9 protein-coding genes are annotated in these 17,503 nt (G+C 73.4%); all 9 read right to left on the reverse strand.

Annotation, left to right across the window (positions count from 1 at the left end):
• Positions 1-171: 171 nt before the first annotated feature.
• The 9 genes from D1J63_RS08675 to redM all read right to left on the reverse strand — a co-directional run bounded on the left by D1J63_RS08675 (position 172) and on the right by redM (position 17,488).
• On the reverse strand, positions 172-1,059 hold the full coding sequence (locus D1J63_RS08675) for a lysophospholipid acyltransferase family protein (protein WP_125628459.1): 888 nt from the start codon (positions 1,057-1,059) through the stop codon (positions 172-174).
• Positions 1,060-1,162: 103 nt separating this feature from the next.
• Positions 1,163-1,843 carry a DUF1295 domain-containing protein gene (locus D1J63_RS08680; protein ID WP_125628460.1) on the reverse strand — a complete coding sequence of 227 codons (681 nt, stop codon included), beginning with the start codon at positions 1,841-1,843 and terminating at the stop codon, positions 1,163-1,165.
• 42 nt (positions 1,844-1,885) lie between these two features.
• Positions 1,886-3,112: an aromatic ring-hydroxylating dioxygenase subunit alpha gene (locus D1J63_RS08685; RefSeq protein ID WP_125628461.1), complete on the reverse strand. Its 1,227-nt coding sequence runs from the start codon at positions 3,110-3,112 to the stop codon at positions 1,886-1,888.
• A 100-nt stretch (positions 3,113-3,212) separates the two neighbouring features.
• Positions 3,213-6,014, reverse strand: a complete 2,802-nt coding sequence (locus D1J63_RS08690; protein WP_125628462.1) for a PEP/pyruvate-binding domain-containing protein — start codon at positions 6,012-6,014, stop codon at positions 3,213-3,215.
• 20 nt (positions 6,015-6,034) lie between these two features.
• A complete protein-coding gene (locus tag D1J63_RS08695) occupies positions 6,035-7,123 on the reverse strand; it encodes a class I SAM-dependent methyltransferase (protein ID WP_125628463.1) in 1,089 nt (362 codons plus the stop codon).
• Positions 7,111-7,953 (reverse strand): alpha/beta fold hydrolase, encoded by an 843-nt coding sequence (locus D1J63_RS08700; RefSeq protein ID WP_102931945.1) that lies wholly within the window; start codon positions 7,951-7,953, stop codon positions 7,111-7,113. Before D1J63_RS08700 ends, D1J63_RS08695 begins: the two co-directional genes overlap by 13 nt.
• On the reverse strand, positions 7,940-8,980 hold the full coding sequence (locus D1J63_RS08705) for an NAD-dependent epimerase/dehydratase family protein (protein WP_125628464.1): 1,041 nt from the start codon (positions 8,978-8,980) through the stop codon (positions 7,940-7,942). The genes D1J63_RS08700 and D1J63_RS08705 overlap by 14 nt, the downstream gene beginning before the upstream one ends.
• 3 nt (positions 8,981-8,983) lie before the next feature.
• Entirely contained in the window at positions 8,984-15,862 is a 6,879-nt protein-coding gene (locus tag D1J63_RS08710) for a type I polyketide synthase (protein ID WP_241235537.1), read from the reverse strand.
• 27 nt (positions 15,863-15,889) lie between these two features.
• Entirely contained in the window at positions 15,890-17,488 is a 1,599-nt protein-coding gene (redM, locus tag D1J63_RS08715; protein WP_125628466.1) for an L-proline--[L-prolyl-carrier protein] ligase RedM, read from the reverse strand.
• Between the last annotated feature and the right edge of the window lie 15 nt (positions 17,489-17,503).

Below are 17,503 nucleotides of genomic sequence, written 5' to 3' on the forward strand. Positions count from 1 at the left end.
TGCACCGCCCATCCCGACCGGCACCGCCCGTCGCCCTGTGAGGGAGATCCCATGCATCTGTCCGCGGAGCTGATCGGCGGCGTGGTCACGCTCGTCGGTCTCGGTGTTCTGGCCTTCGCCAGCATCCGCAGCATCGGCCGGCGGGGGTCGTCGGCGGAGGGGTGAGGGCGCTCAGGAGAACGGGGACTCGCGGCCTTCCAGCATCTCGTTGAGCGTGTGCTGGATGGTGTCCTTCACCTCGCCCGCGAGCTTCTCGACCATCAGCGGGTCCTCCGCCGCGTCCTCGGGGAAGGCGTCCGTGTGGATCGGGGCACCGAAGCGGATCGTCCACTTGGTCGGCATCGGGATCAGGCCGGCCACGCCGAGCAGCGGGAACGTCGGGGTGATCGGGAAGTACGGCAGCTTCAGCATCCGGGCCAGGGTCGGGGCCGAGCCGATCATGGGGTAGATCTCCTCGGCGCCGACGATCGAGCACGGCACCATGGGGCGCCGCGAGCGCAGCGCCACCGCGGCGAAGCCGCCCCGCCCGAAGCGCTGGAGCCGGTAGCGCTCCTCGAAGGGCTTGCCGAGCCCTTTGTAGCCCTCCGGCATCACGCCGACCAGTTCCCCGGAGCCGAGCAGCCGCAGGGCGTTCTCGGGGCAGGCCCGCACGTGGCCCGCCTTGCGCGCGAGGTCGCGGACGACGGGCAGCTCGAAGGCCAGGTCGGCGGCGAGCAGCCGCAGCCTGCGGTGGGCGCTGTGGTGGTCGCGCAGGGCCACCTGGAGCATCAGGGCGTCCAGCGGCAGGGTGCCGGAGTGGTTGGCGACCAGGAGGGCTCCCCCGTCGGCGGGCACGTTCTCCAGGCCCTCCACGTCGACCCGGAAGTACTTCTCGTACAGCAGCCGCAGGACGGGGAGCAGGTAGTCGTCGGTCAGCTCCGGGTCGAAGCCGAAGTCGTCGACGGCGCCCTCGTCGGAGGTCAGCCGGGCGAACGCGTCCGCGCCGCCGGCCAGGACCTCGCGCAGCACCTCGGCGGTCAGGGACGCCTCGGCCTCTCCGAAGGGGATGTCTCCGGTCATGCGTGCCTCGTCTCGGTTCTGTCGGTCGGGTCAGGTGTCGCGCCCGGTACGGCGGCCCTCTCGCCGGGGCGGGAGGGCCGCCGTACGCGCGCGACGGGCGGGATCAGTACACGAACGGGACGAACTTCGCCGTCCGGGACGCGTACTCCTCGAAGGCCTCGCCGTAGCGCTCGGCGAGGTACTTGTCGAGCATGGGAATGTTCAGGAAGACGAACATGCAGACCATGATCAGCGGGATGGCGAACGCCCACACCGTGCCGGTCACCAGCGCGAATCCCGAGAAGAGCACGGCGTCACCGAAGTAGTTGATGTGCATGGAGTACTTGAACAGGCCCTCGGTGTAGAGCTTTCCCTTGTTCTCCGGGCGCTTCTTCCAGAGTTTGCGCTGGTACTCCGACCCTGTGTTCAGGTAGGACCCGAAGAGGTAGAGGACGACGCCGAGCCAGGTGAACACGCTCACGCCGGCGTCGTTGGTGCCGCCGAAGTACGCCATCGTGCCGTGGATCACCAGGACCCAGATGCCGATGGTGAACGACTCCGACCACTCCATCTTGCGTTGCAGCATCACGAAGTTCGTGGCGATGAAGCGCAGCAGGTAGAGCACCGACAACGCCGCCAGCAGGGCCCGGCGTACGGTCGCCGCCTCGTCGAAGTCGGTTCCGAACCAGTCCGCCACGGTGTCCGCGCCGCCGAAGAGGAACCACACTGCGATGGCCACGGCGACGGTGTTGAACGTCGTCACCACCGTCTTGGGACCGGTCGACGCGTCGTATCCGCCGTACATCTCTCACTCTCGCTCTCTCTTGTCCGTCCCCCGTCTTCGGGTCTACGGGCGCGCGGCGGCGTCCTCCTTGGGCTTGGCGCCGCGCCGTGTGCCGCCGGTCCCCCGGCCGCCCGCCGTGGCGCGGGCCGGCGTGCCGTTGCCCGCCGTCGCGTCCGGCGCGGGTGCCGGTTCCCGGACCGGCTCGCGGGCCGCGTCCCCGGCCGGTGCCGGGGCCGGTGCCGGTTCCCGGGGTGCGGCGGCGTCCGCGAGCAGCTTGGCGCGCATCGAGATGTACTTGGCGTTCATCTCGTCGACGGGGATGAACTTGTTCACGCCGCCGGCACTGATCTTGGGCTCCTGGTGCTCCATGATCCGTACGTCCTGGGGGTCCTGGACCCACTTTTCCATGTAGAGGGACGCCCAGGGCAGCAGTCGGCGCAGCGGTTCGATCCGCAGGACCGGCTTGACCTGTTCGTACTCGTACCAGCGCAGGATGTGTTCCGTGTTCTCGTCGTCGATCGGGACCAGCCAGGAGGTGGTCTCGAACTGCTCGGTCTGCACGTGCACCATGCACGGGAAGGTGAACGTGATGACGTAGTGGGTGGTGTTGGTGGGGTCGTCCTCCTGGCAGTGGTCGAAGGAGTAGCGGATGGTCTGCCCCTCCGCCTCCGTCTCCACCTGGTGGTTGGTGATCCGGGTGGCGGCCAGGTAGCGCTCGCGGCCGTCGAGCCCGAACTTGCTCGGTGTGCCGTACAGGAGCAGGTAGTCGATGTAGTTGAACCAGTGGTCCCGGTGCACGTAGGTCACGTGGTAGAACTCGAGCAGGCTCTCGATGTAACGGGTGTAGTGCACCGGACGGGTCCAGCGCTTGGTGGCGTAGAGCTTCCGGTTGTCCGTCACCTCGGCCGGGGCCAGGACCGGCGGCAGGTCGGCCGCGGGACGCTCGTCGCCCCACCACATCCACACCAGCCCGAACCGTTCCTGGACCGGGTAGGTGGGCACGCGCAGGGACCCGGGGATGCGGGCGCCGGACCCCATGGCGGGGATCACCCGGCAGGCGCCGTCGGCTCCGTAGCGGAAGCCGTGGTACGGGCACTCGATGGTGTTGCCCTTCATGCGGCCGTCGCCGAGGTTGGCGCCCTTGTGCGGGCAGCGGGCGCCCTGGCAGACGAGGTTGCCCTCGATGTCGCGCCAGAGCACGATGTCCTGGCCCATGCGGCGCAGACCGAGGGGTTTGTCGTTGCGCACCTCCTGCGCCTCGACGATGGGGTACCACTGGTTGGGGATCATCGGGTCGTCTCCCGTCTCGGTGGGGTCCGCCCCGTGCGGGGGCGGTCGTGGTCTCTCGTTGCGGCGGTGGCGGCGGGGCGTTCGGCCGCCACGCGTCCGCTCAGTCGTGTACGGCGTCGGCCGGGCTCGCGTCGGTGCCCGCGCTCCCCGCGCCCTCGGCGTCCGCGCTCTCGACGACCTCGACCGTGCCCGCGTCGCCGTCGACCACGATCAGGTCGCCGGTGTTGATGCGCTGGGTGGCGTCCTTGGTGTTCACCACCGACGGCACGTGGAACTCGCGGGCCACGATGGAGCTGTGCGAGAGCATCGACCCGATGTCGGTGACGACCCCGCCCGCGATGGCGAACAGCGGCGTCCAGGAGGCGTCCGTGTACCGGGTCACCAGGATCTCCCCGGCCTCGAACTCGTCGGCCTGCCACACCAGGTCCTCGACGATGCGGGCGCGGCCCACGATCCGTCCGGGGCTGGCGGCCAGGCCTTCGAGGCGGGCGCCGTCGGCGGCGGGCCGGACCGAGGCGGTGATGTCGTGCACGCCGACGAAGGTCAACGGCGGTTCCGGCAGCCGCTTGTTGTGCTCGTGCAGCCGGCGGGCGGCGTCGATGCGGGCCCGGTCGAAGACCCGCACGGCGTCCTCGTCGCCGGCGAGGTAGCGGCGTACGTCCTCGAAGTCGAGGTGGGCGACCTCGTCCAGGGAGTGCAGGACGCCGTCGGCGACCAGGCGCCGGCCGACCTCGTAGACCACGTTCCGCACCAGCCAGATGGACGTGATCATGGACATCCGGGTGGTCTCCCGCAGCTCGCTGCACAGGGCGTACAGGGAGATGACGGTGTCCAGGATCTGGCGCTTGGGCATCGGCAGCCGGTCCAGCACCTCGCGGGAGTCGTCGGACCAGGCACTGCTGCGCCGCAGGATGTCGTCGATGGAGAAGCCGTCGGCGACGTAGCGGCGGATCATCTGGAAGATGTAGGAGGGGTCGTCGATCCACCGCGGGTGGGTGATCTCCATCTCCTGGTGGCCCCGGGTGCCGTTGGCGCGCAGGAAGGGCTCCATGTGCCGGTCCCAGAAGCGCTGTCCGGCGGGGTCCTCGCGCAGCAGCCGGGCGATGTCCTCCAGCGGCTCGTCCTTGATGATCTTCAGGACGGCCGGGTCGTTCTTGGCGGCCTGGGCCACCGCCCAGACCTCCTTGGCCGACTCGACGGTGCGCAGGCTGGACATGTCGGTCTTGACGCGGTTCTGCAGACCGGTGCCGTCGCTGCCGAGCCAGCGGGCGCACAGCTCGGTGAGCAGGCCGTAGAACGCGAACGCGTTGATGTAGTACGGCATGTAGCCGACGTGCATGTCGTGGAACCAGGCGAGGTCGCGGTGGAGTTCGCCGTGCAGCTCGCGCCGGCTCATCCGGGTCAGGTCCAGGCCGCGGGCGCGGTCGAACTCGTAGAGCCGGGCGTCGACCATCTGCTGCGAGCGGGACTTCATCTGCGTCATCTCGCGGGCCGTGTGCTGGAGCCAGTGGACGGCGGACCGCAGGTCCTCCATGCCGCCGGGGAAGGTGCCGAACGGGTTCTCGTAGGAGGCGAGGTCCACCTCCTCGCTGACGAAGCGGCTGGTGAAGTGGCGCTGGTCGCGGGTGGGCAGGCACTGGGCCAGCAGGTAGGAGCTGTAGGAGATGTTGAGGTAGACGTGCCCCTGGTAGAAGCCCATGTGCAGGTCGGCCTCGCCGGTGTCGCGCACGCCGAGGGCACCGGCGCAGTCCGTGTGGACGTTGCGCTGGTAGTAGCGGGCGAAGCTGAGACCGAGCGGCGTCATCAGGCCGACGAAGATCTCGCCGATGTCCATGCGCGACCACAGGGTGCCGTTCAGGATCGGCTCCGGCTGCGGGGCGACGTACGGGCTGAGCGCGCCGGACGGGGCCGCGGGGGCGACGGGGCGGGTCGTGATCGGCCGGGTCTGGAACAGGTGGAAGACGCCGTCGCGCACGCCCCACTCGATGTCCTGCTCGCTGCCGTAGAGGTCGCGGATGCGGACGGCGAGGGCGCCGAGTTCGCGCAGTTGGTCGTGGGTGAGGCAGGGGACGCTGCGGGACGCGGCGTCGACCTTCGTCATGCCGATGCGGCCGGGCTCCAGCGGCGCGCACTTGGTGACCTTGTAGCGCACCCGCTCCTCGACGACCTCCAGCTTCTCGTCGTCGACGACGAAGAAGTCGCTGGAGACCTGCCCGGAGACCAGTCCCTCGCCCAGGCCCTGGCAGGCCTCGACCACGAGGCGGTGCGGGCGCGGGTTGACCGGGTCGACGGTGAACATCACGCCGCTGACGTCGGTGTGGATCATCTCCTGGACGACCACGGCGAGGGAGTCGGGGGCGTCGGTGTCCCGGTACGCGGTGGCGCGGTCGGACCACAGGGAGGCCCAGCAGCGCAGGACCGCCTCCAGTACGTCCTCGTCGCCGCTGACGTCGAGGACCGTGTCGTGCTGGCCGGCGAAGGACTGGGCGGCGGAGTCCTCCCGCAGTCCGGAGGAGCGCACCGCCACGCGGGGACGGCCCATGCTGCCGTAGGCGTCGAGGACGGCGTCCGCGATCGCGGCGGGCATCCGGGTGCCCAGGATGCGCTCGCGCATCGTGCGGGGGTCGGCGCCCGGGACCTCGGCGGCGATCCCGGTCTCCCGCAGGTAGGCGTCGAAGAGGGCGGTGGTCAGGCAGAACGCGGGCGGGACGGGCAGTCCGGCGGCGGAGAGCTCGGCGAGGCGGGTGCCCTTGCCGCCGAGTTCCCCGCGGTGGTCCGTGGCCGGGGCGCCCGCGCCCAGGGTGACGACACAGGCGGCGTGTCCGGCCGGGTCGGTGACCGGGCTCGCGCCGCGCTCGCCGGCTGCGGCGGCGGTCGTCGTATCGCTGACGTGCGTGTCCATGGCGGGTGTCTCCTCGGCGGTCAGGCGTACGCGACGCGCTTGCTGGTGCCCGTGAAGGCGTGGAACTGCTCGCCCGGGACGATCCGGGTGGCCTCGACGTCGTCGAACCCGGCCTGACGGAGCTGGTCCACCAGCTCGTCGGCCTGCGGCAGCGGGCCGCCGAAGTCGGCGTAGGTGAACCAGAGGTTGAGCGCCTCCAGGCCGATGTTGCCGCCCTTGCACGAGGTGGTGAGCAGCAGCCGGCCGCCGGGCGCCAGCAGGTCGTGGGCCCGGCGCAGGGCGTCTACGCGCTCGGCCTCGGGGAAGTAGTAGATGTTGTTGTGCAGGGTGACCAGGTCGAACTGGGGCTGCGCGTCGAGGGTGCGCAGGTCGGCCCGGCGGGTCTCGACCCGGTCGGTCAGCCCCCACTCGGCCATGTTCGCCGCGGCGCTGTCCGCCACGTCCTGCTGGAGGTCGACGGCGAGCGCCGACAGGCGGGGGTTGAGTTCGGCGGCGTAGCGGACGTAGGCGCCGCTGCCGCAGCCGACCTCCAGGAGCCGTACCGGCGCGTCCCGGTCCAGCGTGCGGGCGATGGCCTCCTCGACCAGCGGCTGGACCACCCGGGTGGAGCGGGCGATGACCAGGCCGTCCTGGTCGTCGAGGGAGAAGCGGCGGCCCTCGCGCAGCATGCGTGGCCCGTTGAGCAGGGCGGGCACGTGGAAGCGCAGGACCTCCTCCAGGGCCGCGGCGATGGCGTCGTTGCCGGCCTGGGCGAGCGCCTTGGCGGGCAGGCTGCTCAGCTTGTAGCAGCCCTCGCGCTTGGCGAGGTCGCCGAGGCGGATGCCCATGTCCAGCCACTCCTTGAGGCGCGGCCGGTCCTCGTCGGCGATGCCGAGCCGTTCCGCCAGCGACTCCAGGTCGCAGGGGCGTACGGCGAGGGCGTCGAGCACGCCCGAACTCGCCGCCGAGGCCAGGAAGGCGGCCCGGTAGACCGGCTCCACGAAGCCCTTGGACAGGGCCAGGAGCAGCGGCATGTGCGGGTTGCCGAGCACCTTGGTGACGGTGCGCAGGTCGGTCAGCGGCGCCTCGACGCGGCTGCCGACGCTCTTGGCCAGGCTCAGAATGTCCATGTTGCTTCCCTTGTTGCCTTCCTGTGCGGGGTGGTGCCGAGGGCGTCGAGTTCGGTGCCCAGGTGGGCGAGCAGCCGGTCGCGGGACGGGCCACCGTTCAGGAAGAAGTGGTTGCCCGGCAGGTGGCGCCGCAGGAACGAGCCGGTGGTGTGGTGCCGCCAGGCCTCGACCATCTCCGGTGTGGCGATCGGGTCCTCGGTGGCGGAGAACGCGGTCGTCGGGCAGTCCAGCGGCGGCCGGGGCTGCCAGCCGTAGCGCTCGCAGGCGCGCAGGTCGGCGCGGAGCACCGGGAGCCTGCGGTCGAAGTAGGCGGCGCCGAGGGTGTCCGCGTCGTCGAGGCCGCCCAGGTCCCGGATCACCTCGCGCAGGCCGGCGTCGGACAGGGCGTGGTCGGCGCGGTCGCCGTACAGGTGCGGGGCCCGGCTGCCGGAGACGAACAGGTGCCGGGGCGCCGGCCGTGCGCGCCGGCGCAGCACGCAGGCCACCTCGTAGGCGAGCAGGGCGCCCATGCTGTGCCCGAACAGGGCGTAGTCGTGGACCAGCCCGTGCTCCTCCAGGGCGTCCGCGACCGCTTCGGCGAGGGGCGTCATGGTGTCGAACGGGCGCTCGCGCAGCCGCAGTCCGCGGCCGGGCAGCTGTACGGGGACGACGGCGACGGCGTCGCCCAGGTGCTCCTGCCAGCCGCGGAACGCGGAGACCGTGCCCCCGGCGTAGGGGAAGCAGACCAGGCGCAGCGGCGCGGTCGCCGGGTCGGGCCGGCCGGCGGCCGGTGACGCGACCGGGCGGGGGAACCAGGCGGACCGCTGGGCGAGCAGGTCAGCGGGCGACATGGGCGCGCCCCTCGGCCGAGTCGAGCCAGGCGACGGTGCGCCGCATGCCCTCCTTGAAGTCGACCTCGCCCTTGAAGCCCAGCTCCTCCTGCGCCCGCCCGATGGGGTAGGACTGGTCGCGGTCGAAGAGGTGGACGGCGTGCCGGGTCAGCACGGGCCGGGAGTTGATGCGCAGGGCGCCCCACAGCTTCTCGGAGACGGTGGCGACGGCGGTGGCGACCGGCGTGGGCAGGCTCAGCCAGGGGGCCTTCACGCCCAGCCCCTCGGCGAGCGCCTCGACGTACTCGCGCCAGGTGGTGTCGTGCGGGTCGCGCAGGTTGTAGGCGCGGCCCGCGGTGTGCTCGCCGGTCGCGGCGGCGATGATGCCGTCCACGGCGTTGGAGACGTAGAGCAGTCCGGCGGGCACCCGGCCGCCGCGGATGTAGACCATCTGCTTGCTCAGCAGCAGGTTCGCGATCTCGATCACGAAGTCCTTGCTGCCGGGGCCGTAGACGGAGACGGGGCGGACCACGGTGACGGGCAGGCCGGTGCGTTCGGCGGCGGCCCACACGGCACGCTCGCCGAGCATCTTGCTGCGGTTGTAGGGCAGGCCGATGTCGCGCGGGGCGGTGTTCTCGTCGCAGGGCCGCTCGGGGTAGCCGTAGACGTCGGTGGTGCTGAGGTGGACCAGGCGTTCGACCGTCCCGGCCTCGTGGGCCGCGTCCACGAGGTTCTTGGCGCCGTCCACGTTGACCGCGCGGAACCGGTCCCAGGGGCCCCAGTCGGCCGATAGCCCGGCGCAGTTGTAGACGTACCGGACTCCGGTGGTGGCGCGGCGCAGGCTGTCGGTGTCACCGAGGTCGCCGACGGTGACCTGGGCGGCGGCGCCGGTGAAGGCGGCGCGGTCGCTGGTGGAGCGCGCCAGGACGCGGACGCGGTGCCCGCGCTCGGCCAGCCGGTGCACCAGGTGACCGCCGATGAAGCCGCTGGCGCCGGTGACCAGGATGTCGGGGGCGGCGGACGGGCTGTCTTGGCTGAGTGAGGACATGGATCACACCAGGAGGTCGAGGGAGTGTTCGAGGTCTGCTTCGCTGTGGTCCGCGTTGATGAAGAAGCGGAGCCGGCACTGGTCGCGCGGGACGGCGGGGTAGCCGATCGGCATGACGTTGACGCCGCGCTCCAGCAGCGAGTTGGAGAGGGCCATCGTCTTCTCCCAGTCGCCGGTGATCACGGGGATCACCGCGGAGAGGCGGGAGACCCCGACGTCGAGGCCGCGGGCGCGGGCGCCGGCCCGGAAGAACTCGGCGAGTTCCTGCACCCGGGCCACCCGCTCGGGCTCGTCCTGGACGACGCGCAGCGCCTCCAGCGCGGCGGCGGCGTTGGCCGGGGAGATGCCGGTGGAGAAGATGTGCAGCGGCGCGGTGAACTTGAGGTACTCGATGATCGGGCGGCGGGCCGCGATGTAGCCGCCGAGGCTGCCCAGCGCCTTGCTGAGGGTGCCCATCCACAGGTCGACGTCGGCCGGGTCGGTGCCGTAGTGCTCGCCCACGCCGCGGCCGGTGCGGCCCAGGACGCCGATGGAGTGCGCCTCGTCGATCATCAGCATCGCGCCGTGCCGCTTCTTGACCTCGATGAAGCGCGGCAGGTCGGGGATGTCGCCGTCCTGGCTGTAGGCGCCCTCGATGACGACCAGCGCCCGGCGGTGCGAGGCCCGGGCGCCGGCCAGGATGCGGTCCAGGGCGGCCCAGTCGTTGTGCGGGAAGGAGCGGCGCCGGGCGCCGGAGAGGATGCAGCCGCGCACGGTGCTGTCGTGGATCCACGCGTCGTGCACCACCAGGTCCTCCGGGCCGAACAGGTGGCCGACGGTGGCGACGTTGGTGGCGTGGCCGCCGGAGAAGACGATGGCCGCCTCGGCACCGATGAACCCGGCGATCTCCGCTTCGAGTTCGTGGTGCAGCGGGGTCTCGCCGAACAGCAGCGGGGTGGCGGAGGCCGAGGTGCCGTACCGGTCGACGGCGTCCTTGGCGGCCTGGCGCACCCGCGGGTGGTGGGAGAGCGCGAGGTAGTTGAAGGCGGCGAAGTTGACGACCTTGGTGCCGTCGACCGTGGCGAGCGCGGAGTTGAAGCCCTCGTGGGTGCGGCCGTAGGGGTTGGAGCCGCTGGTCTCGGTCTGCCGGAGCCTGCCCTGGAGTTCGGCGTACTCCGCCCAGTCCTCGAAGGTGTGCTCCTGGCGGACCGGGGCCGCGGGCACCGGGGCGGGATCGGGCGCGGGGGCGGCGGGTACGGGTGCGGGGGCCGCCTGGACCGGGGCGGGCGGCGTCGGGGACGGCATCGGGAACGCCTGCTGCGGGAACGCCTGTTGCGGGAACGGCTGGGGGACGTAGTAGGCGTACGCGGGGGCGCCGTGCGGCGGGTAGCCGTAGGGGTACGGGTACGGCACTCCGGGCTGCGGGACCGGCGCCGCGACGGCGTAGCCGTGGGGCGGGGCCGGGAAGGCGCCGTAGGGACCGTACTGGGGGGCCGGGGCGGGCGGCGCCGCCGGTACGGCCGCGGGGCGGGCGGCCTGCTGCGCGCCCGCGCCGGTGCCGGGGGCGGGGGTGCCCGCGTGGTCGTCGCCGGCGGCGAGCCGGCCGATGATGTCCTGCACCGTGGGGTCCTCCGGCACGTCCTGGAGCATGTGCATCCGTTGGGGGAAGCGGTCGGTGAGACGGCGCTGGAGATCGGTCCGCATCAGCGAGTCGAACCCCAGGTCGAGACCCAGCCGGGCGTGTACCGGCAGGTCGGCCACGGGGAATCCGCAGACGGCTGCGACGGCGTCGAGCACGGTGCGGGAGACCTCGCCCGCCGGGTCCGTCTCGGCTGTGCCCGTCGCCGTGGGCTGGGACGGCATGGGATCGCCTTCCTGGTCGGGAGTGGGAGCGTGGAACCGGTAGGTCCGGCGCTCGAAGGGTGTGTGCGGCAGCGGGACGCGGGCGGGCGGGTGCTCGCCGTCCAGGGCGGACCAGTCCACGCTCGCGCCGGCGCAGTGGTGGGCGCCCAGCGACCGGAGCAGGGTGCGCCGGCCCGGGGCGCCGCGGCGCAGCGAGGGCAGCCACAGCGTCGGCCGCCCCTCGCCCGCCGGGGCGTCGGCGACGGCGGACCGGCCCAGGTTCAGCAGGGTCGGGTGCGGGCCGATCTCGACGAAGGCGTCGCAGAACGGGCCGCCCTCCGTGTCCGGGTCGCGCAGGCGGGCGAAGCCCTCGGCGAAGCGCACGGTGCCGAGCAGGTGCCGGACCCAGTACTCCGCGTCCACCCGCTCCACCGGTTCACCGGTGGCGTCGGAGATCCAGGGGATGCGCGGGGCGTGGAACTCGACCGCGCGGGCGGCCCGGAGCAACGGCTCGGCCGCGCCCGCCATCAGCGGTGAGTGGAAGGCGTGCGAGACGACCAGCGGCCGGACGGTGACCCCCTTGCGCTCCAGGTCCGTACGGAGCGCCGCGATCCGGTCGGCCGCGCCGGAGAGCACCAGGTTGCGGGGCCCGTTGACCGCGGCGAGCGCCACCCCCTCGTGGCCGGCGGCGATGTCGCGCACCGTGTCCGGGTCGCCGACGCAGGCGATCATCGCGCCCTCGCCGGGCTGCTCGTCCATGGCGCGCCCGCGGACGACCGCGAGCGTGAGGGCGTCCTCCAGGGAGAGGACGCCGGCGACGCACGCGGCGGCGAGGGCGCCGACGCTGTGCCCGAGCACGGCGGCCGGGCGCACTCCGCAGCTCTCCCACAGGTCCGCGAGGGCGACTTCGAGGGCGACCAGCGCGGGCTGGCAGTAGCGGGTGCGGGCCAGGTCCTCGGCGTGCTCCGGGTCGAAGAGCAGGTCGAGCAGCGGGATCTCGCCCAGGTCGCGCAGGACGGCGTCGGCGCGCCGCAGGGTGCGGGCGAAGACGGGGTGGGCGTCGTACAGGTCGCGGCCCATGCCCGGGTACTGGGTGCCCTGGCCGCCGAAGAGGAAGGCGACGGTGGGGGCGCCGCCGGGGGCGGGCCCGCCGCGGGCCACGTCGACGGCGGGCTCGCGCCGGATCAGGGCGTCCAGCGCGGCGTCCAGTTCGTCCCGGGTCCCGACGGTGAGGACCGCGCGGTGCGCCAGTGCGGAGCGGCCGGTGTTGGCGGAGCGGCACAGGGCGGCGAGCGGCACGTCGGGGTGGGCGGCTAGGTGGGTGCGGTAGAGGCCGGCCAGGGTGGTCAGGGCGGTCTCGGTGTGCGCGGACAGGGACAGGGCGTGCACCGTGCCGTCGGGGGCCCCGGACGCGTCGGCGGGGGCCGGGGATTCGGGCGCGGACTCGACGATCACGTGGGCGTTGGTGCCGCCGAAGCCGAAGGAGCTGACGCCGGCGCGCAGGGTGCCCCCGGCGGGCAGCGCCCGGCGGGTGGTGGGCACGGTCAGGCCCGAACCCGTCCAGTCCAGGTGCCGGTTGGGGGTTTTGAGGTGCAGCAGCGGCGGTACCTCCCGGTGCCGTACCACGAGCACCGCCTTGATCAGACCGGCGATGCCGGCGGCCGCCTCCAGGTGGCCGATGCCGGTCTTGACGGAGCCGACCGGGCAGGGCGCGTCGGCGGGGCGGCCCCGGCCGTAGACGCCGGCCAGCGCCTCCCACTCGACGGGGTCGCCGAGGGCGGTGCCGGTGCCGTGCGCCTCGACGAAGTCGATCTGCCCGGGTTCGATGCCGGCCCGCTCCAGTGCCCCGGTCATCACGGCGCGCTGGGCGGTGGTGCGGGGTGCGGTCAGGCCGTTGGCCCGGCCGCCGTGGCCGAGCGCGGAGCCGGTGAGCACGGCGTGCACGCGGTCGCCGTCGGCCAGTGCGGCGGACAGCGGCTTGAGGCAGACCAGGCCCGCGCCCTCGCCGCGCACATAGCCGTCGGCGCCCTCGTCGAAGGTGCGGCAGCGTCCGCCGGGGCCGAGCATCCCGCCCCGGGCGAGCGCCGCCGAAAGACCCGGGGCCAGCATCAGGTTGACGCCGCCGGCGAGGGCCACGCCGCACTCGCCGTCCCGCAGGCTGCGCAGGGCGGTGTGGACGGCGGCGAGCGAGGAGGAGCAGGCGGTGTCGAGGGCGAGGCTCGGCCCGCGCAGGTCGAAGAAGTAGGAGAGCCGGCCCGCCGCGACGGACTGGGCGTTGCCGGTGGCCGAGTACATGTCGACGACGTCGGGGTGGGGCATCTGGAGGTCGGCGTAGTCGTGCCCGCTGACCCCGACGAAGACGCCGGTGTCGGAGCCCGCCAGGGAGGAGGGCGCGATGCCCGCGTCCTCCAGGGTCTGCCAGGCGACCTCCAGGAGCAGCCGCTGCTGGGGGTCCATGCGTTCGGCCTCGCGGGCGGAGATGCCGAAGAAGCGGGCGTCGAAGTCGTAGACGTGGTCCAGGAAGCCGCCCGGGCGCCCGCCGGGTCCCGCGACGTCGGCGGCCCGGTCGGCGGGGGCCTCGCCCACGGCGTCCCGGCCGTCCCGCAGCAGCCGCCAGTAGCTGTCGGCGTCGGGCGCGCCGGGGAAGCGGCAGCCGATGCCGACCACGGCGACGGGCTCGTCGGCGGGAGCGCGGCGGGCGGGGCCGTGGGGGCGCGGGTGCGGGACGGCGTCGGTGCGGGGGGCCGGGGTGCCCGCCGTGCCGCCGGTCGTCGGGCCGGTGGTGACGTGCGCCGCCAGGGACTCGACGGTCGGGTGGTCGTAGACGGTGGCCGGGGTGACGGGGGTGCCGAGCCACTCGCCGAACCGGTCGGCGAGGGACACCGCCTGCTTGGAGTCCAGACCCAGGGAGGTGAAGGGCACCGTCGGGTCGATCACCGAGGGACGCAGGCCCAGCCGGGCGGCGACGGCGCGCCGCAACCAGGTCACGGCCTCGGTCCGGGTCCGTCCCAGCGCGGGGGCGGGTTCGGCGTCGGCGAGGGCCGTCCGGCACAGTGCGGTCAGGGCGTCGGCGCCGTCCGGTTCGGCGGCGGACAGGAGCGTGCCGACGTCGAGGGCGACGCCGAGGCCGTCGGCCAGCGTGCGTACGGCCGTCAGCAGCCGCTGGTAGCGCGGGGTCCCCTCGGCGGCGTGCGAGGCGGCGAGGGCGTCGGCGACGAGGGCGGCCGTGCGGTCCGCGGCGCCGGGGCCCGAGGGGTGCGGCCCGGTGGTGTCGGGCGTGCCGTCCTGGACGACGCTCGCGGCCACCACGGGCAGTTCGAGGTCGAGCAGTTGCTGCCGGCAGGCGCTGCGCTGGATCTTGCCGCTGGTGGTGCGCGGCACCGAGGAGCGCTTGAGCAGCACGACGGTGTGCGGCGTCACCTGGTGCTCGTCGGCGATGGCGGTGCGCAGCCGGGCCAGCAGGGCGTGCGGGTCTCCGGCGCCGGGTCCGCCGATCTCGTAGGCGAGCGCCAGTTGTTCGCCCTCGGCGGTGGGGATGCCGAACGCGGCCCCGTGCCCGGCGCGCAGACCGGCGCCGACGCGTTCGGCCGTCTGCTCCACGTCCTGCGGGTGGATGTTGCGGCCCTGGACGATGATCACGTCCTTGGTCCTGCCGACGACGAAGAGCTGCCCGTCGTGGCGGAAGCCGAGGTCCCCGGTGCGCAGCCACGCGGCGTCGGGTCCGTCCTCGACGCGGGTGCCGAAGACGTCCGCACCGGCCTCGGGGCGCTTCCAGTAGCCGCGGGCGACGTTCGGTCCGGCCACCCGGATCTCGGCGACGGTGCCGTCGGGGACCTGCCGGCCGGTGGCGGCGTCGACCAGCGCGACCTCGACGTCGTCCACGGGTGCTCCGCAGCCGACGACGCGGGTGGTGCGTACGCTGCCCGGTTCGGCCGGGCGGGCGGTGCCCGCCTCCAGGGCCGCCGCGTCGAAGGACTCCACCACGGGCGGCTCGGCCGGTTCGGCGCCGGTGACCATGAGGGTCGCCTCGGCGAGGCCGTAGCAGGGCAGCAGCGCGGTGCGGTCGAAGCCGGCGGGCGCGAAGTACTCGGCGAACCGGTCGAGGGTGTCGGGGCGGATCGGCTCGGCCCCGTTCAGGGCGAGGCGCCAGCGGCTGAGGTCCAGCCCGGCCCGCTGTTCCGGGCTGATCCGGCGCAGGCACTGCTCGAAGCCGAAGTTCGGCGCGACGCTGGTGGAGGCGCCGGTGCGGGAGAGGGTCTCCAGCCACAGCAGCGGTCGCTGCACGAAGGTCATCGGGGCCATCAGGTGCGCGGGGAAGCCGCCGTACACCGGGGTGAGGATGCCGCCGATGAGGCCCATGTCGTGGTACGGCGGCAGCCAGGACACCATGCCGGAGCCGGCGTCGTGGCCGAGCCGGAGGTGGATGGAGCGCAGGTTGCGCACCAGATTGCCGTGTTCGACCATCACGCCCTTGGGCGCGGCGGTGGAGCCGGAGGTGTACTGGAGGAAGGCCAGGGAGTCCGCCGTGAGGCCGGGGTCCTCCCAGGGGGCGCTGGAGTCGCCGGTGTAGAGGTCCTCGGTCACCAGCCAGCGCACGTCGTCGAGTTCGGCGCCGACATGTCCGGTGCCGCGGGCGGCGACCGCCTCGCGGACCCTGCCGGTGGTCAGGGCGTGGGTGGCGGCGGAGTCCCGGGCGATGGCGGCGAGACGGGGCACCGTCTGCCCGAACCGGGCGTTGTCCGGCGGGTAGGCGGGGACGGCCACCGCGCCGGCGTACAGGCAGCCGAAGAACGCGGCGAGATAGTCGAGGCCCGGCGGGTGCAGCAGCAGGACGGGGCCCCGGCCCACCTGCTCGCGGCGCAGGTGGGCGGCCACCTCGCGGGCGTGCAGGTCGAGTTCGCGGTAGCTCCAGGCGACGGAGGTGCCGTCGGCGTCGGTGAGGAAGCGGTGGGCGAGGGCGTCCGGGGTGTGTTCCGCCCGGTGCCGCAGCAGGGCGGTGACGGTCTCCGGTTCGGGTCCCTGCCAGTGCGCGCGTATCGGCTCCGTCGGCCCCTGACTCACGTTCTTCTCCATGGATCGCCGGGCCACTTAGCGGGCCGTTCCGAGCGGTGCCTCGGCGCGGGGGGCCGCGTCGACGCCGAGTCGGCGGTAGTCGGTCTTGCCGTTGGGGTTGAGAGGCATCCGGTCCAGCCGGACGGCGCTGTGCGGGACCATGTAGGTCGGCAGGTGCCGTGCGCAGTGCCGCTTGAGCTCCACCAGGCCGATCCGGTCGGCGCCCTCGCTCAGGGTGTAGTAGAGCCTGAGCCGTGCCCGGGGACCGGAGCCGTCGACCAGGACGGCGGCGTCGGCGATGCCGGGGTGGCGCAGCGCGGCGGCCTCGATCTCGCCCAGCTCGATCCGGTAGCCGGAGAGCTTCACCATCCGGTCCTTGCGCCCGCGGTAGACGAGCCGGCCGTCCTCCTCGTAGCTGACCAGGTCGCCGGTGGGGTGCACGCCCCGGCAGTGGGCGGTGGAGACGGGTTCCTCGGCGCGCCGCCAGTAGCCGGGGGTCACGCACACGCCGGACACGTGGAGTTCGCCGATGGCGCCGGGCTCGCGGACGGTGCGGCCGGCGTCGTCGACGACGGTGGTCCCGGCGCCGGTGATGGGCAGCCCGATCGGTACCGGGGTGGCCCGGTGCAGGTCCTCGGGGCGGACCCGGTGGTAGGTGCAGACGTTGGTCTCGGTGGGGCCGTAGAGGTTGTAGAGGGGGGTGCCGGCGGGGAGCAGTTCGCTGAGCGCGCGCAGCTGCGGGACGGGGAAGACCTCGCCGGCGAAGAGGACGTAGCGCAGGCTCGCGGCGTGCTCGGGGGTGAGCGCTGCGGAGGCGGTCAGCAGGTGCAGGACCGACGGGACGGAGTACCAGACGGTGACCCGGTGCCGGCGGATGCCCTCGGCCAGTGCGGTCACGTCCTTGGTCGCCGCGTCGGGGACGATCCACAGCGCGGCGCCGCAGGACAGCGCGGTGAAGAGGTCGAAGGTGCTCAGGTCGAAGTTGAAGGAGGCGTGGCCGGCGAACACGTCGTCGGGTCCGACGTCCAGTTCGCTGCGGGCCCACGCCACGAAGTTGGCCAGTGCGCCGTGCGAGATCTGCACACCCTTGGGCGTGCCGGTGGACCCGGAGGTGTAGAGGACGGCGGCGAGGTCGCCGGGGGTGAGGGAGGGCAGCAGCGTGACCCCGCCCGCGCGGCCCTGCTCCCAGCTCTCCCAGGTCGCGACCGGGGCGCCGCCCACGGCGGAGGGCAGCCCGTCGCCGACGGCCACGACCGTGGTGACGGAGTCCGGCAGGTCGTCGTCGCCGAGCAGGGCGGCGTGGTGCGCGTCGGTGAACAGGACGACGGGTTCGGCGTCCGCCAGGATGGTCCGCACCCTGCTCACCGGCTGGCCGCCGTCCAGGGGGACGTAGGCGCACCCGGCCTCCAGGGCGGCGACGATCGCCTCGGCGTAGCGCGGCTGCTTGTCCATCCAGATCGCGATCCGGTCGCCGACGCGCGCCCCGAGGCTGAGCAGATGGGCGGCCACGGCCTCGACCCGGGCGGTGAACTCCCCGTACGTCAGGGGGTCGGAGCCGACGAAGGCGGGCCGGGCGGCGTGCCGCGCGGACGCGGCCCTGGGCAGGCGTATCACGGAGGGAGTGGTGGCGCTCATGGGGTGTGGGCCCTT

The organism is Streptomyces sp. KPB2, from assembly GCF_003950055.1.
Lineage (GTDB): Bacteria > Actinomycetota > Actinomycetes > Streptomycetales > Streptomycetaceae > Streptomyces > Streptomyces salinarius.